We start from the raw sequence: 18645 nt of genomic DNA on the forward strand, positions 1-18645 counted from the left end.
CGCACATTAAAGGGTAACGAAATGCAAATGCAATCCTTCATCAAGGGCGTGACCGAGCCAGGCCGCGTCTGCACGGTGCCCATCCGTGTGATCATTGCCGATCGCCAACCGGTGCTGCGTTACGGGCTTTCCCGTTTGCTCGAAGACGAGAACGACATCGACATCGTGGCCACCGCCAGTTCGGTCGACGAACTGTATGCGCAACTGAATCGCACGTCGTGCGATCTGCTCGTGTGCGACTACAACTTCTCGAACGATTCTCAACCCGATGGCTTGCAAATGGTTGAGCGTATTCTGCGTACCTATCCTGAGATTCGTACTATTTTCACGTCGACGCTCGATCAATTCGCAATGGTCGCACGCGTTGTCGAACTGGGCGCCGATGGCTTTATCCGAAAGGGCAGCGAGGATTTGATCGAGCTGGCCAAAATCATCCGCAAGGTATTCGGCGGCAGCAAGTATTTCGATTCGGAAACCTCGTCGATCGTGCTTCAACGCTTCGGTTCGGGCGGCACCGGTTACGGCAACGGTAGCCTGGTCGATTTGTCCTTGCGCGAACTCGAAGTCATGCGCATGTGGTCGAGTGGCATGACCGTCACGGAAATCGCAGCGGTGCGTCGGCGCAGTTGTAAAACCATCAGCGCGCAGAAGAAAGCAGCCATGAAAAAGCTCGGCGCGCGTAATTCGGTCGAGTTGCTGACTGCCGCAAAGCGTTTGTTCTCCTGATCGTTCCAACACGGCAAACAGCCTCATTCAGCGGTTTCTTCGTGGTGTCCCTGGCTACATTCTTTTGACATCGAGTCCCTGATATTAATAAGTTGTCCTGTTGTTTATGTACTGGTCGCGAGATGGTTCATATCTGGGTGCCGGTTGCCTGCATGGGTATCACCTGGAAAATCGAACGTCAGATACGCCGTCGATGAGCGTCATTCGGTATCGGAAGTGGAACATGCAAAACAAGCTACAGAACATGCGCATTTTCGCCTGTGTCGCAAATGCAAAAAGTTTTACCGCCGCAGCTCATCGGTTGAACACGACGATTCCTCAGGTATCGCGTGCCGTGGCGGCACTCGAGGCCTATCTGCAAACGCGGCTGCTCAATCGCACCACGCGCCGCATTGTTTCGACCGAAGCCGGCGAGCGTTATTTGCAGCGTTGCCAGGCGATCCTCGTGCTTATCGACGAAGCCGAAGCCGAGGCGCGCGAAGCCAGCATCAATCCGAGCGGCTGGTTGCGCGTGCATTGTATGGTCAGTCTCGGGCAACATTATCTCGTGCCTGCCGTCGCAAAATACCGGCAGCGCTATCCGGAAGTCCAGATCGAATTGACCCTGTCGCAACGTACACCAGGGCTGGTCGACGAGGGCCTCGATGTATCGGTCTTGGTGGGCGGTGATTTGCCGAATTCAAGCCTCGTTGGCGTCCGGCTCGGTGAAACCTTCGGTGTGTTGTGCGCATCGCCAGCGTACCTTGCGAAGCACGGCACGCCGCGTTGTCTGGCCGATCTCGTTACGCACAGCTATGTAACGTCCGATGCGGCATCGGCGGGCTCGGGTGAATGGGAATTGGTCGGACCCGACGGCAAGGCCAATGTATCGGTAACAGCCGCGCCGTTTCGAGTGAATACCTATGAAGCGATGGCGGTTGCGATTCGCGAGGGAATGGGCATCGGTATCCTGCCCGTCTATTCCGTCATTGATGCGATGCGTGCTGGCGACATCGTGCGTGTGATGCCTGAGTATCGTTCGTCCAAGCGCACCATTTCCGCGCTGTATTCGTCGCGGCACTATATCGATGCCAAGATCCGCACGTGGCTCGATTTTTTGCGAGACGAAATCGGGGCCGCACAACGTATCGAGCAGGAGGCTTTTCGGCCCTTCGACCCGTTGAACGATCCGAATGCGAATGGCACACCGTCGCCCGCTGATAAGCCTGTCTGAGCCTGTCCCCTTCCTCTGTTTTTCTTATTGCCGGCCCCGACATCCCCTATTCGGTTCAGGGTGCGCGTCGTTTGGCTCTCCTTACTCACGGTAGGCTTGCGATCAATGATGATCGCCGCTGCGCGATCCGTGACGTTCAGTCGATCTGTGGCCGAGTGGTCAGGAGTCACGCCCGCTTGCGACGGGGGGCGAGCATCGCCTATTCGCGGCCAAGTAGCAGGCCGCGTCGCCAATCCCCCTTTTTGAAGGCGACGAATGGCGATCGGATCTGGCGCTTGAGAGAGACGTGCGACGCGTTTTCGGTGTGACTCGGACGTCGGTTCGGCGACCGATAGGTCATCGCGTGAGCGACGCCTGTCGATTTCGCTCGGATGGCCGGCTGCGATAGCCAGGAATCTTCAGGCGGGCAGAGCCGCCAATACTTGCCGCAGCACGGCCGGGTCGACGTCGCCTTCGATGCGGATGGTTGCCTTGCCGATCACGATTTCGATATGCCCAGCGGCCGTTTTCGCAGCGGCCGGCATGGCAACGGGCGCGCTTGTGCCGGGCGTTGCGACGAGAATTGCCGGGGTTTCGCTGCGCAGTGGCACCAGCGGCTCCTGGGCACGAGACGTTTGGGCGAGGTGGGCGTGCGATACCGGATGCGCATAGGCACGCGTTGCGGCCGGATCGAGGTTGGGCGTGCCCAGCTTTCCATCGCTTACGGCGTTGACCGGCGCCGGCGTGGGTAGCGCTGCGGCGCGGTGAGGCGCAAATCTTTGCATCGCGCCGATCTCGCGCCAGCGTTGCGCACGCAATGCGTCACGATCATGGGCCACACGCGCATCGACTTTAGGGGCCGCAGCGCGAGGCGCTTGTGTGGTCTTGTGCGCTTGCTTGGTCGCTGGCGCCTTGCCTGCAAGCGGGATCTCATAATTCTGCTTGTGCTTGTGCTTGTGCTTGGCGGTGGCCGCATGTCGAGGCGTGGCGTGATGCGGCATGGCGTGCGACGGGGTGTGGGCCGGTGCTTTCTTCACCGGAGCCGCGGGCGATGGCGTTTCGGGCTGAATCGATGCGGTAGGCGAGGCCTTGCGGCTCTCTTCGGGCGTTGTGAGGCTCGCTCCGGGCGTCGTGACGGAGGCAAGCGCTGCAAGCGGCTTCGCGCCGCTTACGGCGGGCTGCATCGGCACGGCGTTTTCCAGCGGCTTTTCGTTGCTGCGCGAGGTGCCGAATACGAGGCCGCCCAGTACGCCGAGTGCACCGATCGTCCAGTAGGTTGCGAGGCGTATTTCGCGCGGCGAGATGCCGCCGGCCGCGCGAATGGATGCGACGTGCGCCACGGGAGCGGATTGCGGCCGGTTGGCGGTGCCGAAAAACGACGCGAACGCAGCACGACAGGTCGCGCGTACGAACGACGGATGACGATCGGTGGCATGACCAGCAAGCGCCCACGATTCACCGAACGGTACCGTACGCAACGCGTGCCAACCGGGAAGGGCGAGGTCGCCCGCGATGGGGATGAGTTTCATGACCATGATCGGGAAGGGTAGGAGGGGTGTGGGAGGGGCGGCGCGTGGGCCAATCGTTCGGCGCGCGACAAAAGTTGACCGAGTAGGCAAAGTGTAAAGTTCGACGGTGCGCGCGAGGGCACGACTCGGGAAAATCTGGTTTTTCCCGGCAAGGAATGGGGAAATCGGATGGGCTGTTTTCGGAATTTTTCCGATGGTGCTGGTGAGCTAGATGGGCTAGCTATGTGGGCCAGTCGGTGCATCGGGGTGATGCGAAACCCGACACACAACCCGCCGCGGCTACCAATGAAAAACCCGTGGCGATCAGCGGATCGACACGGGTTTTGAGAGGCTCCGGAAAGGTATCCGAAGCGAATATCTGGTGCCCAGGGCCGGAATCGAACCGGCACGCCTTGCGGCGGGGGATTTTGAGTCCCCTGCGTCTACCAGTTTCACCACCTGGGCAGAGAATTCGGACCTTGCGCGTGCGATTGCGCGCAGGCGAAACGGAGATTATGGCGGAAATCGTTGCGACGGGCAAGCAGCGCACCGCGATCGGGTGACAATCCCTTCTATATATAGTCCGCGCGAGATCAATAGGCCGTCAGCGCCGCCCCTTACCTCACAGCTCGTACGATTCCGCCTCGCCCTTGAGCGCTTGCTCGATCAGCTTGCGATTCAGCGTCGGTGAGAGCAGTTCGACCAGCGTATACACGTAACCGCGCAGATACGCGCCCTGCTTGAGCGCGACCCGCGTGACGTTGCTGCCGAACAGATGTCCGACCGGAATCGCGCGCAGGTTGCGGTCGCGCTCGGGATTGAACGCGATGTCGGCCAGGATGCCGACGCCCAGCCCCAGTTCCACGTAGGTCTTGATCACGTCCGCGTCGATCGCCTCGAGCACGATGTCGGGCGACAAGCCGCGCAGCGCGAACGCGTGGTTGATCTTCTTGCGGCCGGCGAACGCGTCGTCGTAGGTGATCAGCGGGTATTGCGCGAGATCGTCGAGCGAGGGCGGCCGGCGCTCCAGCAGCGGATGGTCGGCCGGCACCACGGCCGCGTGGTGCCACTGGAAGCACGGCAGCGACACCAACTCCTTGTAGTCGGCGATCGCCTCGGTCGCGATCGCGAGATCGGCCTGGTCGTGGATCACCATTTCGGCCACCTGCGTGGGGCTGCCCTGCAGGATCGAAAGATGCACCTTCGGGAAGCGCTTCTTGAATTCGGCGATCGCGCCCGGCAGCGAATAGCGCGCCTGGGTATGGGTGGCGGCGATGGTCAGGTTGCCCTGATCCTGCGCCGCATAATCCTTTCCGACCCTTTTCAGGCTTTCGACTTCCTGCAGAATCCGTTCGACCGAGGCGAGAATGATGCGTCCGGGTTCGGTCAACGAGCGCACGCGCTTGCCGTGCCGCGTGAAGATCTCCACGCCCAGCTCGTCCTCGAGCTCGATGATGGCCTTCGAGACGCCCGGTTGCGACGTAAACAGGGCCTTGGCCGCCTCGGTGAGGTTGTAATTCTGGCGGACGGCCTCGCGCACGAAACGAAATTGGTGCAGGTTCATATATAACCCTTCCGCATATGGACAGAATTTTTTAGTCGTTTGAAATATAAGGCGAGTTTATTACGATTCACCTTGGTTTTTCAAATATGGATATCTGTTTTCGTCATTAGCAAATGACACGGCCGCGGGCTAGACGGCTCGATGGGTCAGGCGCAGACGAAAACGGAGGTCGGGCACGGCGTGGCTAGGACGCCGAGCAGTCAACACGAAACCCTGGGGTCCCCGAATGTATCAGTACGACCAGTACGACCAGACGATCGTCGACGAACGCGTCGCGCAGTTCCGCGATCAAGTGCGCCGCCGGCTGTCGGGCGAATTGAGCGAAGACGAATTCAAGCCGCTGCGCCTGCAGAACGGCCTGTACATGCAGCGTCACGCCTACATGCACCGGATCGCGGTGCCGTACGGCAACCTGCGCAGCGATCAGCTCCGGATGCTGGCCCGCATCGCCCGCGAGAACGACCGCGGCTACGGCCATTTCTCCACGCGCTCGAACATCCAGTTCAACTGGATCAAGCTCGAGGAAACGCCCGACATTCTCGCCAAGCTCGCCTCGGTCCAGATGCACGGCATCCAGACCTCGGGCAACTGCATCCGCAACATCACGGCCGACCAGTTCGCCGGCGTCGCGCAGGACGAAGTGATCGACCCGCGTCCGTGGTCGGAAATCCTGCGCCAGTGGTCGACGTTCCATCCGGAATTCGCCTGGCTGCCGCGCAAGTTCAAGATCGCCGTGTCCGGCTCGAAGGTGGACCGCGCGGCCGTGCAGATGCACGACCTCGGCGTGTACCTGTCGCACGACGCGAACGGCCAGGTGGTCGCGAGCATCCTCGCGGGCGGCGGCCTGGGCCGTACGCCGATCGTCGGCGCGATCATCCGCGAAAACCTGCCGTGGCAGCATCTGCTGACCTATTGCGAAGCCGTGCTGCGCGTGTACAACCGCTTCGGCCGCCGCGACAACCTCTACAAGGCGCGGATCAAGATTCTCGTCAAGGCGCTGTCGCCGGAGAAGTTCTCGCAGCAGGTCGAGGCCGAGTGGCAACACCTGAAGGACGGCCCGTCGACGCTGACGCAGGCCGAACTGGATCGCGTCTCGCAATTCTTCGCGCCGCCGGCCTACGAAAAGCTCGCGGACACCGATACGTCCTACGAGCAGCACCTGCTCGAGAACAAGGCGTTCGCGCGCTGGGTCGAGCGCAACGTCGCGCCGCACAAGGTGTCGGGCTACGCGGCCGTCACGCTGTCGCTGAAGCCGAACAACGTCGCGCCGGGCGATGCGACCGACGCGCAGATGGACCAGGTGGCCGATTGGGCCGACCAGTATTCGTTCGGCGAGCTGCGCGTGTCGCACGAGCAGAACCTGATCCTCGCGAACGTCAAGAAGCACGACCTGTTCGCGCTGTGGGAAAAGGCCAAGGCGGCCGGCTTCGCCACGCCGAACATCGGCCTGCTGACCGACATCATCGCGTGCCCGGGCGGCGATTTCTGCTCGCTGGCGAACGCGAAGTCGCTGCCGATCGCGCAGGCGATCCAGGATCGCTTCGACGATCTCGATTACGTGTACGACCTCGGCGAGATGTCGCTGAACATCTCGGGCTGCATGAACTCGTGCGGTCACCACCATGTCGGCAACATCGGCATCCTCGGCGTCGACAAGGACGGTTCCGAGTGGTACCAGATCTCGCTCGGCGGCGAACAGGGCACCGGCGCGGACGGCCTGAAGCTCGGCCGCGTGATCGGCCCGTCGTTCTCGGCGCATGAGGTGCCGGACGTGATCACCAAGCTGGTGGACACGTTCGTCGAATCGCGCATCGACGGCGAACGCTTCATCGACACGTACCAGCGCATCGGTCTCGCGCCGTTCAAGGAACGCGTGTACGCAGCCCGCCAGCCGGCCCACGCGTAAGCAACGAGGAATTAGCAGATGGCTTCGATTATCAAGAACCGCGCCGTGATCGACGACGCATGGCAGGTCGTGCGGGCCGGCGAAGACGGCGTGCTGCCCGACGTGGACGCGCTGCCGGCCGGCAAGCTGCTGGTGCCGCTGGCCTACTGGCAGGCCGGGCGCGACGTGCTGCTGGCCGCGCGCGGCAAGGATCAACTCGGCGTGTGGCTCGCGCCGGACAGCGAACCGGCCGACGTGGTGGCCGACTTCGACAAGCTGACGGTGATCGCCGTCGATTTCCCGCGCTTCGGCGACGGCCGCGGCTACAGCACGGCGCACCTGCTGCGCAATCGCTACGGCTGGACCGGCGAGCTGCGCGCGATCGGCGACGTGCTGCGCGACCAGTTGCTGTACCTGTCGCGTTGCGGTTTCGACGCGTTCGCGGTGCGTGCCGACCGCGATCCGCACGATGCGCTGGCCGCGTTCACGGAATTCTCCGAGCGCTATCAGGGCGCGGTGGACGAGGCCGTGCCGCTGTTCCGCCGCCGCGCCGCCGCTGGACAGGTGAGCGCATGAGCGACGCCCTCACGCCCGAACTGAGCGCGAAGGTGGCCCGGCTCGACGCGTTGCTCGCGTCGATCGCCGAGCGCCACCCGCGCGTGAAGTTCGCGAGCAGCCTGGCGGCCGAGGACATGCTGGTGACGCACGCGGTGTTGTCCAAGGGCGTCGCGATCGGCATCTTCTCGCTGAACACCGGCCGGCTGCACGCGGAAACGCTCGGCATGATCGACCGCGTGCGCGAACGCTACGGCTACGAGATCGAGCAGTTCCATCCGCAGCAGGATGCGATCGACCAGTATGTGGCCGAGCACGGCCTGAACGCGTTCTACGAAAGCGTCGAGCTGCGCAAGTCGTGCTGCCACATCCGCAAGGTGGAGCCGCTGAACCGCGCGCTCTCCGGCGTCGATGCGTGGGTCACGGGCCAGCGCCGCGAGCAGTCGGTCACGCGTGCGGAGCTGCACGAGGAAGAACACGACGACGCACGCGGCATCGCGAAGTACAACCCGCTCGCCGACTGGACCGAAGCCGATGTGTGGGCGTACCTGAAGGCCTTCGACGTGCCGGTCAATCCGCTGCATGCGCGCGGCTACCCGAGCATCGGCTGCGAGCCTTGCACTCGGGCGATTCGCCCCGGCGAGGACAGCCGCGCGGGCCGCTGGTGGTGGGAATCGCGCGACAGCAAGGAATGCGGCCTGCACATCACGGCGGCCCCGGTATCCGAATTGCCGAACCGCGGCGCCAACGCCTGAGCCGGTCGACCCAATCGGCCAGGCAGCACGAACCCTATAGAACGGCGTCGTCCGCCATGACGGACGGCCAGCAACCCAGTAAGGACTGACATCATGAGCACGACGCTCGAACAATCCGCACCGCCCGCCGGCACCGCCAGCCGGATGGGTCACCTCGACTGGCTCGAGGCCGAATCGATCCATATCCTGCGCGAGCTCGTGGCCGAGTGCAGCAAGCCGGCCCTGTTGTTTTCGGGCGGCAAGGATTCGGTCGTCGTGCTGCATCTGGCGCTGAAGGCGTTCGGGCTGGGCGCGGGCCGCAAGACCTCGCTGCCGTTCCCGCTGGTGCACATCGATACCGGCCACAACTACGAGGAAGTGATCGACTTCCGTGATCGCCGCGCCAAGGAAATCGGCGCCGAGCTGGTGGTGGGCCATGTCGAGGATTCGATCAAGCGCGGCACCGTGGTGCTGCGCCGCGAAACCGATTCGCGCAACGCCGCGCAAGCCGTCACGCTGCTCGAAACGATCGAGCAATACGGCTACACGGCGCTGATTGGCGGCGCGCGCCGTGACGAGGAAAAGGCGCGGGCGAAGGAACGGATCTTCTCGTTCCGCGACGAATTCGGCCAATGGGACCCGAAGGCGCAGCGCCCGGAACTCTGGAGCCTGTACAACGCGCGCCTGCACAACGGCGAGCACCTGCGCGTGTTCCCGATCTCGAACTGGACCGAGCTCGACGTGTGGCAATACATCGCCCGCGAGAACCTCGAACTGCCGTCGATCTATTACGCGCACCACCGCGAGATCGTGCGCCGCAACGGCCTGCTGGTGCCGGTCACGCCGCTCACGCCGATGCGCGAGGGTGAAACGAGCGAGCAGGCGCTGGTGCGCTTCCGCACGGTCGGCGACATCAGCTGCACCTGCCCGGTGGACAGCGATGCCGACGACGTCGAGAAGATCATCGCCGAAACCGCCGTGACCGAGATCACCGAGCGCGGCGCGACGCGCATGGACGATCAGGCATCGGAAGCCGCGATGGAACAGCGCAAGAAGCAAGGTTATTTCTGAAGCACGCGAGGACAGAGAACATCATGAGCATCATCGAGAACCACGAAGACCTCGGCGTGTTGCGATTCATCACGGCAGGCAGCGTCGACGACGGCAAGAGCACGCTGATCGGCCGCCTGCTGTACGACAGCAAGGCCGTGCTGTCGGACCAGCTTTCGGCGCTGTCGCGCGCGAAGAACAAGCGCACGGTTGGCGACGAGCTCGACCTCGCGCTGCTGACCGACGGCCTCGAAGCCGAGCGCGAGCAGGGCATCACGATCGACGTCGCATACCGCTATTTCGCGACCGCCAAGCGCAAGTTCATCATCGCCGACACGCCGGGCCACGAGCAGTACACGCGCAACATGGTGACCGGCGCGTCCACGGCGCATGCGGCGATCATCCTGGTCGACGCCACCCGCGTGACGGTCGAGAACGGCGTCACGCAACTGCTGCCGCAGACCAAGCGTCATAGCGCGATCGTCAAGCTGCTCGGCTTGCAGCACGTGATCGTCGCAATCAACAAGATGGATCTGGTCGAGTATTCGGAATCCACCTATAACGTGATTCGCGACGCCTACGTGGGGCTCGCGCAGCAACTGGGCCTGAAGGACGTGAGCTTCGTGCCGGTGTCGGCGCTCAAGGGCGACAACATCGTCACGCTGTCGGACAGCATGCCGTGGTACGCGGGCGAACCGCTGCTCGACCTGCTCGAATCGCTGCCGGTGGCGATCGACGGCGGCGACGCGCTGCGCTTCCCGGTGCAGTGGGTGGCGCGCCAGGACGGCAACTCGGCCGACGATTTCCGCGGCTACATGGGCCGTGTCGAAGCGGGCGAAGTGAAGGTGGGCGACGAGATCGCGGTGCTGCCGTCGGGCCGCACGGCCACGGTGGCGGAGATTGTCGCGCCGGTGCCGGGCGGCACGGCTGCGGTAGAATCCGCGTTCGCCGGGCAGACCGTCACGATCCGCCTGGCCGAGGATGTCGACGTGTCGCGCGGCGACGTGTTCGTGCCGAACGCGCAGCGCATCGAGCCGGCCAAGAAGCTCGAGGCCGACCTGTGCTGGTTCGACGAAACGCCGCTGTCGCCGCAACGCAAGTATCTGCTGAAGCAGACCACCAACACGGTGTTCACGAAGATCGGCGCGGTCAGGCAGGTGCTCGACGTGCATACGCTATCGCAGGCCATTGACCGCCAGGATCTGAAGATGAACGACATCGGCCGCGTGGCGCTGACGCTGCAAAAGCCGATCGTCTGCGACACCTACGATGCGCATCCGGCCACGGGCGCGTTCGTGCTGATCGATGAGGCGACGCACCACACGGTGGCCGCCGGCATGATCCGCGCGTACTCCGCCTGAGGTCCGTACCGCCGGCCGGGGCGCTTTTTGCTGCCCGCCGCCGGCGGCGAACAACCGACGAAGAACATATGGGCAAGGTGTATCTGATTGGCGCGGGGCCGGGTGCGGCGGACCTCATCACGGTTCGCGGCGCGCGGCTGCTCGCGCAGGCCGACGTGGTGCTGCACGACGCGCTGGTCGAGCCGGAGATGCTCGACTACGCGCCGAACGCACGCCGCATCGCGGTCGGCAAGCGCTGCGGGCAGCGCTCGTCGGCGCAGCAATTCATCAACAAGCAGATCGTGGACGCCGCGCGCGAGCACGCCGTGGTGGTGCGCCTGAAGGGCGGCGACCCGATGCTGTTCGGCCGTGCCGACGAGGAAATGCGCGCGCTGGAAGCGGCCGGCATCGACTACGACGTGGTGCCGGGCATCACGGCCGCATTGGCCAGCGCGGCGGCGCTCAAGCGCTCGCTGACGCTGCGCGGCGTGTCGCGCAGCGTGGCGTTCGCCACCCAGAGCCGCGCGCCCGGCAGCGACGAGATCCGCGAGCAGGTCAACGCCGATTCGCTGGTGTTCTACATGGGCCGCGACAGCGCGCCCGGCATCGCGCAGCAACTGATCGACGCGGGCCGCCCGGGCGATACCCCGGTGGCGATCGTCGAGGCTTGCAGCACGCCGCGCGAGCGCAGCTTCGCGTTGACGCTGGCGCGGATGGCGGCGGGTGAGGCGCAGGCCTGGCTCGATGCCTCGCAACCGAGCCTGCTGATGATCGGCAATGCGTTCGCCGAGCGCGGGCGCGAGGCGGGCGAGGGCGATGCCGAGGGTGAAGGCGGCGAGATTCGCAACGCGGCCTGAGCGTCGCGCGTTGCCGCTCAGGCATTCCAGCAAAAACGCCGGCTTTCGAGCCGGCGTTTTTTCATGATGCGTGAAGCGTGCTTATCAGGCTTAGGCTCAGGCGTGCGCCTGTTGCACGCAGTAGCGCGCGATGGCGTCGAGTACCGAGTCGTCTTCGCCGATGGCCGACGCGCTGCGGATTTCGACATTCGGATGCGCGGCGCGGCAGACCTCGATGATCTCGGGCAGGTCGCGGCGCACGTGGCCGCCCTGACCGACGAACACCGGCACCACGGTGATCTTCGCGCAGCCGGCCGTGACGTGGGCGGCGATCGCCTCTTCGAGTTCGGGCGGCATCAGCTCCAGGAAGGCGAGCGCGACGGGACCGCTCGTGTGCGTGGCGCGTACGCGCTCGGCGAGCCGCTCGAACGGCTCCATCCAGCGCGGGTCGCGCGAACCGTGTCCGAACAGGATGATCCCGTGTTTGCTCATCTTCGCTCCTTGTCGATCAGTGGCGGTCGACCCACTTCAGCGCGAACAGCCCGAGCGCGAGGTAGATCAGACCAGGAAGCGCCGCCGTGAGCGGCGCGGGCCAGGTATTCAGCGTGCCGATATGCGAGAACAGCGTGTTGAAGAGCTGGAAGCTCATGCCGAGCATGATGCCGCCGAACACCTTCACGCCGACCACGCCCGCACGCGTATGCAGGTAGGCGAACGGCAGCGACAGCACCAGCATCACGAACACCGCGAACGGGTAGAGCAGCTTGCGCCACAGCGCGATGTCGTAGCGCTGCGTGTCCTGCTGGTTCTCGCGCAGATGCTGGATGTAGCGGAACAAATTGAAGATCGACATCCGTTCCGGCGACACCAGCAGCACCGAGAGGATCTGCGGCGTGAGGTCCGAGCGCAGCGAATATTGCGGCATCGACACCTGTTCCGAGCGGTAGACCGGGTTCAGCGCGTCCTGCGGGCCGGTGGCGGCCGGCACGATCGGCGTGAGCTGGGTATCGGTCACGTCGGTCAGCAGCCAGTGGCCCGGCGGCGCGTAGCGGCCCGCCTTGGCAATTCGCACATTCTGGAGCTGGAACTTCGAATCGAATTCGTAGATCCGCACGTTGCGCACGGTGGAGTCGGGCGACAGCGTGCCGACGTTGACGAAACGCGTGACCGGCTCGCCGTTGTCGCGCGCGGTGAGCGTGTCCTTGACCCATACGCCCGAGGCGAAGTCCGACGACACCGACGACCCGAGCGCTTCGAGCCGCACGCGCTCGGACAGTTGATCCGTGTACGGGCCGACGAATTCGCCGATCAGGTAGGTGGCGATCACGAGCGGCACGCCGATCTTCAGCAGCGAGCGCAGCGCCTGGTTGGTCGCGAGGCCCGACACGCGGAAGATCGTGAATTCGGAGTTCGCGGCCATCTGCGCGAACACGTAGATCGAGCTGATCAGTGCCGCCACCGGGATGATTTCGTAGAAGCGCGACGGCGTTTGCAGCGCCACGCGCAACACCGCGTAGCCGAAGTTGTAGGTGCCGTGCCCGACCGAGTTCAGTTCGCTGATCAGGTCGAAGAAGAAGAACAGGCCCGAGAACGCGAACAGCACGAAGATGAAGGTCAGGTAGATCTGCCGCGCGAAGTACTTTTCGTAGAGCCGCATCGGTCAGCTCCCCCGGCGGAACGTGGCGCGCGAGATCAGCGGCCGGTTGCGCACGCGCATCCAGAACAGGAACGCCACCACGCCGCCCACCGCCAGGTGCAGCACGACCAGGCCGACGGCGAACGGCAGCTTGCCGCGCTCGATCTGCGATTGCACCACGTTGAGCAGGTTCGAATACGTCAGATAGATCAGCACGGCCATCACGAGATTCACGGTGCGGCCGCGCCGCGGGTTCTGGTAGGCGAGCGGAATCGCCAGGATCATCAGATTGATCGCGATCAGCGGCAGGCCGGCGCGCCAGGCGAATTCGGCCAGGTTCTCGTTGGTCGGATTGCGCAGCAGGTCGAGCGTGGGCGTGCTGGTGGTGGTGGGCTGGGTGACCACCGCCTTGCTCTGGATCTTCAGGCCGTAGCGCTCGAACTGCATGATCTTGAAGTTCGGCTGGCCGGGCACGCCGTCGTAGCGCCGGCCCTTCTCCAGCACGATGAAGCGATCGCCGTTGGCTGCGGTTTCGGTGTGGCCCGTTTGCGACACCACCACGTTGACCTTGTCGGCCTCGGTGGTCGTGACGAACACGTTCTGCACCTTGGCCTGATCGGGCGTCATCTTCTCGATGAAGAACACGCGGTTGGTCGCGGGCGATTCGCGGAACTGGCCGGGCGCGAGCAGCGAAACTTCGTCGCGCTGCTGGAAGCGCGCCTTGATCAGCTTGCTCTGCTGGTTCGACCAGGGCCAGCCGACGAACGCGAAGAAGGCGATCAGCAGCACGAGCGGCGTGGCGAACACGCCGATCGGCTTGATGAGGCGCGTCAGGCTCACGCCGGAGGCGAGCCAGACCACCATTTCGGAATCCTTGTACCAGCGCGTGAGCACGATCAGGATCGACACGAACAGGGTGCCGACGAGGATCATCGCGAGGTAGCCGATCACGGTGAGGCCGATCAGCACGAGCACATCCTTGGGGCTGACCTGACCGGACGCTGCGTAGCCGACGATGCGGATCATCATCGACGTCAGCATGATCGTGAGCAGCACCATGAATACAGCGCCGGCCGTATACGCCAGCTCACGCCGGAGGGAGCGTTCGAAGATCATGTTTGATGCGAAGAGGGCGGGGAGGGGCGGGAGCGCGCGCCGCCACGGGAAAAATAGCGGATAATTGCGGCTTTCACCCACATAGCCCAGATTTTATCCGAGGACAAGCGCGATGGACTTTAGCATAAAAGGCTTTGATTGGAGCAAAGGTGCCTCCAAGGGGTTCCTGACCGGCAAGTCCGACTGCGTCGTGATCGGTGTGTTCGAATCGCAGACGTTGTCCGGTGCCGCGCTCGATATCGACGAGGCCACCAAGGGCCTGCTGTCGCGCATCGTCAAGGCCGGCGACATGGATGGCAAATCCGGCAAGACGCTGTTCCTGCACGAAGTCCAGGGAATCGGCGCGTCGCGCGTGCTGCTGGTCGGCCTCGGCAAGCAGGATGCGTTCGGCCAGAAGGCCTACCAGGATGCCACTCGCGCCGCCTGGCGCGCGCTGCTGGCCACCCGCATCGCGCAGGTCACGTTCACGCTCGCGCAACTGCCGGTGACCGACCGCGGCGCCGACTGGGGCGTGCGCGCCGCGATTCTCTCGCTGCGCAACGAAACCTACCGTTTCACGCAGATGAAGAGCAAGGCGGAGCCGGCGCCGGCCACGCTCAAGCGCATCGTGTTCAGCGTCGACACCACCGAAGAGAAGGCCGCCAAGACCGCGCTGAAGCAGGCCGTGGCGATCGCCAACGGCATGGATCTGACGCGCGACCTCGGCAATCTGCCGGGCAATGTCTGCACGCCCACCTATCTGGCGAACACCGCAAAGCAACTGGCCAAGGATTTCGGACTGAAGGCCGAGGTGCTGGGCCTCAAGCAGATCCAGGCGCTGAAGATGGGCTCGTTCCTGTCGGTCACGCGCGGCTCGGTCGAGCCGCCGCAGTTCATCGTGCTGCACTACCAGGGCGGCGGCGCCAAGGCCGCGCCGGTGGTGCTGGTCGGCAAGGGCATCACGTTCGACACGGGCGGCATCTCGCTGAAGCCGGGCGAGGGCATGGACGAGATGAAGTACGACATGTGCGGCGCCGGTTCGGTGCTCGGCACGATGCGCGCCGTGGCCGAAATGGGGCTGAAGCTCAACGTCGTCGCGATCGTGCCGACCTGCGAGAACATGCCGTCGGGCCTGGCCACCAAGCCGGGCGATATCGTCACGAGCATGAAGGGTTTGACGATCGAGGTGCTCAACACCGACGCCGAAGGCCGCCTGATCCTGTGCGATGCGCTGACCTACGCCGAGCGTTTCAAGCCGGCCGCCGTGATCGACGTCGCAACGCTGACGGGCGCTTGCGTGATCGCCTTGGGCCATCACAACAGCGGCCTGTTTTCGACTGACGACGCGCTCGCGGGCGAACTGCTCGACGCCTCGCGCGAAGCGGGCGATGCGGCCTGGCGCCTGCCGATCGAAGACGAATATCAGGAGCAACTGAAGTCGAACTTCGCCGACCTCGCCAACATTGGCGGGCGTCCGGGCGGCAGCGTGACGGCGGCCTGCTTCCTGTCGCGCTTCACCGAAAGCTACCCGTGGGCGCACCTCGACATCGCCGGCACCGCCTGGAAGAGCGGCGCGGCGAAGGGCGCCACGGGCCGTCCGGTGCCGTTGCTGTCGCAGTTCCTGATCGACCGCGCCGGCGCGTGAGCGAAGCCGTGACGAGCAGCCCGGCACGGGCCGGGTGGAGCGCGCGATGACGCGAATCGACTTCCATTCGAACGTCGGCGATTCGCTCGCGTATGCGTGTCGGTTGCTGCGCAAGGCGTATCTGGCGGGGCAACCCGTGGTCGTCTGTGCAGATCCGGCGCGCCTGCGCGCGCTCGACGAGCGGCTCTGGACCTTTGCGCCGCTCGATTTCATTCCGCACTGCTCGGTCGACAGCCCGCAGGCGTCGCAGACGCCGATCGTGCTGACCGCCGATCTGTCCCATGCGCCGCACGACGGCGTGGTGCTGAACCTCGGTGCCGAGGTGCCCGCGCAGTTCGCGCGGTTCACGCGGTTGCTGGAGGTGGTCGGCAACACGCCCGACGAGCTGGCCGCCGGCCGCGACCGTTACCGGTTCTATCGCGACCGCGGCTACGCGCTGAACAATTACAAGCAAGGCGGCTAGTCGCGCCTGGAGCCAACATGCCCGACGCCCACAACGCGTTCGACATTCCCGTTCTGACCGACGTGCTGGTGCCCGGCAAGGCGGCACTGGCGCGCGCGACGCCGCGGCCCGACATACCGCCACACGCCACCGATCTGCCGGACCAGCCGCCCGACGTGGCGCCGGGTGTCGCGGCGTCGGGTTTGCCTGCGGTCGAGGCGGGCCGGCCGCTTGCCACGGCTTACGATGCGCCGGCCGATGCGGTGGGCGCCGATGCGTTGCCGGTTTCGCGGCTTGCGCCGGCTGACGGCGAGCGGGGCGAAGAGGCAGCGCCGTTGGCGGTGGGTGGGCTGGATGCTTCGGCGGCGGCGTTCGTGGCGGACGAGCCTGAGTCGGTGCCACAAGAACTGGCGGCGGAGCCGCAGCCGCTTGAGCCGCATCATGCGCCCGAGCCGGTTGAGCCGACGCAGGCCGAAGCGCCGTTTGCGGCTCACGAGCCTGAGTTGGTGCCACAAGAACTGGCGGCGGAGCCGCAACCGCTTGAACCGCATCATGCGACCGAGCCGGTTGAGCCGACGCAGGCCGAAGCGCCGTTTGTGGCTCACGAACCTGAGTCGGTGCCACAAGAATTGGCAGCGGAGCCGCAGCCGCTTGAACCGCATCGCGCGATTGAGCCGGTTGAGCCGACGCAGGCCGAAGCGCCGTTTGTGGCTCACGAACCTGAGTCGGTACCGCAGGAGCTGGTGGCGGAGCCGCAACCGCTTGAACCGCATCATGCGACTGAGCCGGTTGAGCCGACGCAGGCCGAAGCGCCGTTTGCGGCTCACGAACCTGAGTTGGTGCCACAAGAACTGGCGGCGGAGCCGCAACCCCTTGAATCGCATCGCGCGATTGAACCGATCGAGCCGACGCAGGCCGAAGCGCCATTCGCCGCACCTGAATCCGAACCGGCATTGCACGAACCGGCAACCGAGCCGCAACCGCTCGAACGCCAGGAGACGGCCGCACCGGTCGAGCAGGCACATGCCGAAACACCCTTCCTCGTCCCCGAGCCACAACCACCGATTCCGCCAGCGTCCGCCGCTCAAGCCGAATCGCAGCCGCCCGAACCCGCAACCCTGACGCAACCCGAAGCCGCCTTCGCCTCGCCCGAACCCGCCGTGCCGGCGGAATTCGCAGCGATACCCGAGCCGCTCGCGTTGCATGAACCCACCGACGTGTCCGAGCCGACTCTGGCGGAAGCACGGTTCGTCGCGACCGAGCCGGCCGTGCCGCAAGAGTTGGCAGCCGCCCCCGAACCGTTACCGGTCCACGAACCGGAGCCGTCCGCCGCGCATGCCAGGCTCCCGTCCGTCATCCACGACGACGAACACGACACCCCGGATGGCGACCCGCTCGCCTACGCGCTCAATCTCGAGGACGACGAAGCGACCTCGGCACCTGCGGCGCAAACCGAAGCTGCGGCCAGCGATCTCGCCGACCGCACCGAATCGGCCCGGCAGCGCGCCGATGCGCTGCCGCCGCCTGCCTTCGCGCAACTGGCGCCGTTCGATGCGGTCACGCCGGTGCCGTCGCGCTTCACCGACGTCGAAACGCCGTTGCCGGCCGAGTTGCGCCACAGCGAATCGGTGGTGGTGCCGCAGCCTCCGCCGGTCAAGATCGATTCGCGCCGGATTGCCGAGCGTCTGCAAGGGCGCGTGAGCGCCTATCTGTCGGGCGAGGGGCGTGAGTTGATCGACGCGCGCAGCCGCGAAGTCGTGCAGCAGCACGCGGCCTGGCTGGTGGGCGAGGTGTCGCAACAGGTGGTGTCGGTGCTTGCGCCCGAGATCGAACGCTGGGTGAGCGAGGCAGTGGAAGAGGCGATCGCGCATCGCAACGCGCCCACGTCGGAACACTGACGCGACGCCACGGCAGAGCAAAAGGAAAACGCAGAATCAACGCCGCGCGATGCCTGACCGGCCGCGCGGCGTTCGTTTTTGCCGTCGCCTCACTTCAACGTCAGGATCCACTGCGCCAGCGCGCGAGCCTCGTCGCCCGTCACCTGCGTATTGGCGGGCATCGGCACCGAGCTCCATACGCCCACGCTGCCGCGCACGATGGTTTGCGCGAGATAGTCGACGGCGTCGGGGCGTGGCAGATAGCGGTCGGCAATGGCGTGGAACGACGGTCCCATCAGCGGATTGGCGATGGCATGGCATGCCATGCAATTCTTGCGTTGCGCGAGCACCGGGCCGCTGGCCGATTGCTGCGCGATGGCGGGGGCGCTCGATGCCAGCAGCGCAACAACGAGCGTGGCACCCAGAAACAGGGTTCTCATAGGGGTCTCCGCCGGCTCGTGGGCCGGCCTGGCTGTCCGCGCATTATAGAAGCAAAGGTGCATGGCTTCTTCGCACCTTGCTTCTCGCTGCGCATCGGCCCGCGAACGCGCGCCTGCCGC

17 protein-coding genes and 1 tRNA gene are annotated in these 18645 nt (G+C 65.0%); 11 read left to right on the forward strand and 7 right to left on the reverse strand.

What is annotated here, in order from left to right; all coding sequences use genetic code 11:
- Nucleotides 1–27 precede the first annotated feature (27 nt).
- Nucleotides 28–726: a response regulator gene (locus AB4851_RS20000; RefSeq protein ID WP_414442860.1), complete on the forward strand. Its 699-nt coding sequence runs from the start codon at nucleotides 28–30 to the stop codon at nucleotides 724–726.
- 223 nt (nucleotides 727–949) lie between these two features.
- The gene (locus AB4851_RS20005; protein ID WP_414451178.1) at nucleotides 950–1939 is read left to right on the forward strand and encodes a LysR family transcriptional regulator; all 990 of its coding nucleotides are present in this window, start codon (nucleotides 950–952) and stop codon (nucleotides 1937–1939) included.
- 398 nt (nucleotides 1940–2337) lie between these two features.
- Here the strand turns inward: AB4851_RS20005 and AB4851_RS20010 are convergent, their stop codons facing one another.
- The 3 genes from AB4851_RS20010 to AB4851_RS20020 form a co-directional block, all read right to left on the reverse strand.
- Nucleotides 2338–3447 (reverse strand): hypothetical protein, encoded by a 1110-nt coding sequence (locus AB4851_RS20010; protein WP_414451179.1) that lies wholly within the window; start codon nucleotides 3445–3447, stop codon nucleotides 2338–2340.
- 359 nt (nucleotides 3448–3806) lie between these two features.
- Nucleotides 3807–3891 (reverse strand) — tRNA-Leu (locus tag AB4851_RS20015).
- 157 nt (nucleotides 3892–4048) lie between these two features.
- Nucleotides 4049–4990: a CysB family HTH-type transcriptional regulator gene (locus AB4851_RS20020; RefSeq protein WP_414442857.1), complete on the reverse strand. Its 942-nt coding sequence runs from the start codon at nucleotides 4988–4990 to the stop codon at nucleotides 4049–4051.
- 226 nt (nucleotides 4991–5216) lie between these two features.
- Here AB4851_RS20020 and AB4851_RS20025 point away from each other — a divergent pair, with 226 nt between their 5' ends.
- From AB4851_RS20025 to cobA, 6 genes are all read left to right on the forward strand, one after another.
- Nucleotides 5217–6896, forward strand: a complete 1680-nt coding sequence (locus AB4851_RS20025; protein ID WP_414451180.1) for a nitrite/sulfite reductase — start codon at nucleotides 5217–5219, stop codon at nucleotides 6894–6896.
- Nucleotides 6897–6914: 18 nt separating this feature from the next.
- Nucleotides 6915–7451 carry a DUF934 domain-containing protein gene (locus tag AB4851_RS20030; RefSeq protein WP_414451181.1) on the forward strand — a complete coding sequence of 179 codons (537 nt, stop codon included), beginning with the start codon at nucleotides 6915–6917 and terminating at the stop codon, nucleotides 7449–7451.
- Nucleotides 7448–8185, forward strand: coding sequence for a phosphoadenylyl-sulfate reductase (locus AB4851_RS20035; RefSeq protein ID WP_414442854.1), 738 nt, complete (start codon nucleotides 7448–7450; stop codon nucleotides 8183–8185). Before AB4851_RS20030 ends, AB4851_RS20035 begins: the two co-directional genes overlap by 4 nt.
- Nucleotides 8186–8278: 93 nt before the next feature.
- A complete protein-coding gene (gene cysD, locus AB4851_RS20040) occupies nucleotides 8279–9235 on the forward strand; it encodes a sulfate adenylyltransferase subunit CysD (protein WP_414451182.1) in 957 nt (318 codons plus the stop codon).
- Between the two features lie 23 nt (nucleotides 9236–9258).
- A complete protein-coding gene (locus AB4851_RS20045) occupies nucleotides 9259–10575 on the forward strand; it encodes a sulfate adenylyltransferase subunit 1 (RefSeq protein WP_414442852.1) in 1317 nt (438 codons plus the stop codon).
- Between the two features lie 68 nt (nucleotides 10576–10643).
- Nucleotides 10644–11411, forward strand: coding sequence for a uroporphyrinogen-III C-methyltransferase (gene cobA, locus AB4851_RS20050; RefSeq protein ID WP_414451183.1), 768 nt, complete (start codon nucleotides 10644–10646; stop codon nucleotides 11409–11411).
- 96 nt (nucleotides 11412–11507) lie between these two features.
- Here cobA and AB4851_RS20055 read toward each other — a convergent pair whose 3' ends face one another.
- From AB4851_RS20055 to lptF, 3 genes are read right to left on the reverse strand one after another with little or no spacing between them, the layout of a single operon-like run.
- Entirely contained in the window at nucleotides 11508–11882 is a 375-nt protein-coding gene (locus tag AB4851_RS20055; protein ID WP_414442850.1) for a sirohydrochlorin chelatase, read from the reverse strand.
- A 16-nt stretch (nucleotides 11883–11898) separates the two neighbouring features.
- Nucleotides 11899–13047 carry an LPS export ABC transporter permease LptG gene (gene lptG, locus AB4851_RS20060; protein ID WP_414451184.1) on the reverse strand — a complete coding sequence of 383 codons (1149 nt, stop codon included), beginning with the start codon at nucleotides 13045–13047 and terminating at the stop codon, nucleotides 11899–11901.
- A 3-nt stretch (nucleotides 13048–13050) separates the two neighbouring features.
- A complete protein-coding gene (gene lptF / locus AB4851_RS20065) occupies nucleotides 13051–14142 on the reverse strand; it encodes an LPS export ABC transporter permease LptF (RefSeq protein ID WP_414451185.1) in 1092 nt (363 codons plus the stop codon).
- Between the two features lie 112 nt (nucleotides 14143–14254).
- On the opposite strand from lptF, the gene AB4851_RS20070 reads away from it, so the two are divergent.
- Genes AB4851_RS20070 through AB4851_RS20080 form a run of 3 tightly spaced genes read left to right on the forward strand, consistent with a single transcriptional unit; the run spans nucleotide 14255 to nucleotide 18106 of the window.
- Nucleotides 14255–15766, forward strand: a complete 1512-nt coding sequence (locus AB4851_RS20070) for a leucyl aminopeptidase (RefSeq protein WP_414451186.1) — start codon at nucleotides 14255–14257, stop codon at nucleotides 15764–15766.
- A 46-nt stretch (nucleotides 15767–15812) separates the two neighbouring features.
- Entirely contained in the window at nucleotides 15813–16229 is a 417-nt protein-coding gene (locus tag AB4851_RS20075) for a DNA polymerase III subunit chi (protein WP_414451187.1), read from the forward strand.
- 17 nt (nucleotides 16230–16246) lie between these two features.
- Nucleotides 16247–18106 carry a DUF2486 family protein gene (locus AB4851_RS20080; RefSeq protein WP_414451188.1) on the forward strand — a complete coding sequence of 620 codons (1860 nt, stop codon included), beginning with the start codon at nucleotides 16247–16249 and terminating at the stop codon, nucleotides 18104–18106.
- 89 nt (nucleotides 18107–18195) lie between these two features.
- On the opposite strand, the gene AB4851_RS20085 is transcribed toward AB4851_RS20080, so the two are convergent.
- Nucleotides 18196–18525, reverse strand: a complete 330-nt coding sequence (locus AB4851_RS20085; protein ID WP_414451189.1) for a c-type cytochrome — start codon at nucleotides 18523–18525, stop codon at nucleotides 18196–18198.
- Nucleotides 18526–18645: the final 120 nt, after the last annotated feature.

Origin of the sequence: Burkholderia sp. 22PA0099, from assembly GCF_047497165.1 — a bacterium.
Lineage (GTDB): Bacteria > Pseudomonadota > Gammaproteobacteria > Burkholderiales > Burkholderiaceae > Burkholderia.

Bases quoted from the DNA above. Each gene is read 5' to 3' on its own strand.
- AB4851_RS20030 (WP_414451181.1), top strand. From the start codon at position 6,915: ATGGCTTCGATTATCAAGAACCGCGCCGTGATCGACGACGCATGGCAG.
- lptG (WP_414451184.1), bottom strand. From the start codon at position 13,047: ATGCGGCTCTACGAAAAGTACTTCGCGCGGCAGATCTACCTGACCTTC.
- AB4851_RS20020 (WP_414442857.1), bottom strand. From the start codon at position 4,990: ATGAACCTGCACCAATTTCGTTTCGTGCGCGAGGCCGTCCGCCAGAAT.
- AB4851_RS20025 (WP_414451180.1), top strand. From the start codon at position 5,217: ATGTATCAGTACGACCAGTACGACCAGACGATCGTCGACGAACGCGTC.
- AB4851_RS20010 (WP_414451179.1), bottom strand. From the start codon at position 3,447: ATGAAACTCATCCCCATCGCGGGCGACCTCGCCCTTCCCGGTTGGCAC.
- AB4851_RS20055 (WP_414442850.1), bottom strand. From the start codon at position 11,882: ATGAGCAAACACGGGATCATCCTGTTCGGACACGGTTCGCGCGACCCG.
- AB4851_RS20080 (WP_414451188.1), top strand. From the start codon at position 16,247: ATGCCCGACGCCCACAACGCGTTCGACATTCCCGTTCTGACCGACGTG.
- AB4851_RS20005 (WP_414451178.1), top strand. From the start codon at position 950: ATGCAAAACAAGCTACAGAACATGCGCATTTTCGCCTGTGTCGCAAAT.
- AB4851_RS20085 (WP_414451189.1), bottom strand. From the start codon at position 18,525: ATGAGAACCCTGTTTCTGGGTGCCACGCTCGTTGTTGCGCTGCTGGCA.
- cysD (WP_414451182.1), top strand. From the start codon at position 8,279: ATGAGCACGACGCTCGAACAATCCGCACCGCCCGCCGGCACCGCCAGC.
- AB4851_RS20035 (WP_414442854.1), top strand. From the start codon at position 7,448: ATGAGCGACGCCCTCACGCCCGAACTGAGCGCGAAGGTGGCCCGGCTC.
- AB4851_RS20045 (WP_414442852.1), top strand. From the start codon at position 9,259: ATGAGCATCATCGAGAACCACGAAGACCTCGGCGTGTTGCGATTCATC.
- AB4851_RS20075 (WP_414451187.1), top strand. From the start codon at position 15,813: ATGACGCGAATCGACTTCCATTCGAACGTCGGCGATTCGCTCGCGTAT.
- lptF (WP_414451185.1), bottom strand. From the start codon at position 14,142: ATGATCTTCGAACGCTCCCTCCGGCGTGAGCTGGCGTATACGGCCGGC.
- cobA (WP_414451183.1), top strand. From the start codon at position 10,644: ATGGGCAAGGTGTATCTGATTGGCGCGGGGCCGGGTGCGGCGGACCTC.
- AB4851_RS20000 (WP_414442860.1), top strand. From the start codon at position 28: ATGCAATCCTTCATCAAGGGCGTGACCGAGCCAGGCCGCGTCTGCACG.
- AB4851_RS20070 (WP_414451186.1), top strand. From the start codon at position 14,255: ATGGACTTTAGCATAAAAGGCTTTGATTGGAGCAAAGGTGCCTCCAAG.